Origin of the sequence: Actinoplanes sp. NPDC051633, from assembly GCF_040681735.1 — a bacterium.
Classification (GTDB): domain Bacteria; phylum Actinomycetota; class Actinomycetes; order Mycobacteriales; family Micromonosporaceae; genus Actinoplanes.
Genome location: NZ_JBFAZH010001277.1, coordinates 1 through 2,107, shown reverse-complemented (window position 1 = coordinate 2,107; position 2,107 = coordinate 1). Strand labels below are relative to the sequence as shown.

Sequence of the window (2,107 nt, the reverse complement as noted above, 5' to 3'; positions counted from 1 at the left end):
ACCTGCCGGGGGTCGAGCCGGGCCAGCGGTACGGCTACCGGGTGTACGGGCCGTACGACCCGCACCGGGGTCTGCGCTGCAACCCGCACAAGCTGCTGCTCGACCCGTACGCGCGGGCGGTCGACGCGGACATCGACTGGCACCCGTCGCTCTACGCGTACGACTTCGACAACCCCGATCAGATGTCGGATCTCGACTCGGCGCCGCACATGGCCAAGGGCGTGGTCGTCAACCCGTACTTCGACTGGGGCAACGACCGGCGGCCGGACATCCCGTACCACCACTCGGTGATCTACGAGACGCACGTCAAGGGGTTGACCGAGCGGCACCCCGAGGTGCCCCGGGACATGCGGGGCACGTACGCGGCGATCGGCCACCCGGCGATCATCGAGCACCTCAAGAGCCTCGGCGTCACCGCGGTCGAGCTGATGCCGGTGCACCAGTTCGTGCACGACAACCGGCTGGTCGATCTCGGCCTGCGCAACTACTGGGGCTACAACACGCTGGGCTTCTTCGCGCCGTACCACGGGTACTCCGCGATGGGCTCGCTGGGCCAGCAGACCCAGGAGTTCCGCGGCATGGTCAAGGCCCTGCACGCGGCCGGCATGGAGGTCATCCTCGACGTCGTCTACAACCACACCGCCGAGGGCAACCACCTCGGGCCGACGATGAGCCTCAAGGGCATCGACAACCGCACGTACTACCGGCTGGTCGACGACCAGCCGCAGTTCTACATGGACTACACCGGCACCGGGAACAGCCTGAACGTCCGCAGCCCGCAGAGCCTGCAGCTGATCATGGACTCGCTGCGCTACTGGGTGACCGACATGCACGTCGACGGCTTCCGGTTCGACCTGGCCTCGACGCTGGCCCGCGAGTTTTACGACGTCGACCGGCTGTCGACCTTCTTCGAGGTGGTGCAGCAGGACCCGGTGGTCGGGCAGGTCAAGCTGATCGCCGAGCCGTGGGACGTGGGCCCGGGCGGCTACCAGGTCGGCAACTTCCCGCCGAACTGGACCGAGTGGAACGGCAAGTACCGCGACACGGTCCGCGACTTCTGGCGCGGTGAGCCGGCCACCCTGGCCGAGTTCGCGTCCCGGATCACCGGCTCGGCCGACCTCTACCAGGACGACGGCCGCAAGCCCTTCCACTCGATCAACTTCGTCACCGCCCACGACGGGTTCACGCTCAACGACCTGGTCTCCTACAACGAGAAGCACAACGAGGCCAACGGCGAGGGCAACAACGACGGCGAGAGCCACAACCGGTCGTGGAACTGCGGCGCGGAGGGTCCGACCGACGACGGCGACATCAACGCGCTGCGCGAGCGGCAGAAGCGCAACTTCCTGACCACGCTGCTGCTCAGCCAGGGCGTGCCGATGGTCTCGCACGGTGACGAGCTGGGACGTACGCAGCGGGGCAACAACAACACCTACTGCCAGGACAACGAGCTGGCCTGGGTCGACTGGGCGGACGCCCGCAACCACGACGTGCTCACGAAGTTCACCGCCGCCGTCACCAAGCTGCGTGCCGATCACCCGGTGTTCCGCCGCCGCCGGTTCTTCAAGGGCCAGCCGCTGCCCGGGTCGAAGGTGCCGGACATCGCCTGGCTGCGCCGCGACGGCGAGCCGATGACCCCGGCCGACTGGAACACCCTCGGCGGCATGACGATGACCGTCTATCTCAACGGCGACGGCATCCCGGAGCGGGACGCGCTCGGCGAGCCGATCCAGGACGCGTCGTTCCTGCTGCTGTTCAACCCGCTCGGCGAGCAGGTGACGTTCACGCTTCCGCCCAAGGCCTACGGCCGGACCTGGGAGACTGTGGTGGACACCGCCGATCCACTGCTGGCCAGCCGGCGCCGCATCGCGAAGGCGGGCGGCGCGGTCGGCGTGGGTGGACACACCATGGTGGTGCTGAGGTGTCGCTACTGAAGCATCCGGAGGACGACGTGACGGACCTCGACCGCTTCGTGACCGCGCAGGACGGCGTGCACGACACCGCCGTCGCCGAGTTGCGCGCCGGGCGCAAGCGTACCCATTGGATGTGGTTCGTCTTCCCGCAGCTGGCCGGTCTCGGCTCGAGCCCGACCGCCCAGCGGTACGCC

2 protein-coding genes are annotated in these 2,107 nt (G+C 68.3%); both read left to right on the top strand.

Features of this window, described 5'->3' with window-relative positions:
• Positions 1–1,934, top strand: a 1,934-nt coding sequence (gene glgX / locus AB0M20_RS40030) for a glycogen debranching protein GlgX (protein WP_364306361.1), incomplete at its 5' end; no start/stop codon positions are given.
• The coding region (locus AB0M20_RS40025) for a DUF1810 family protein (RefSeq protein ID WP_364306359.1) at positions 1,922–2,107 on the top strand (186 nt) is incomplete at its 3' end. The genes glgX and AB0M20_RS40025, both read left to right, overlap by 13 nt.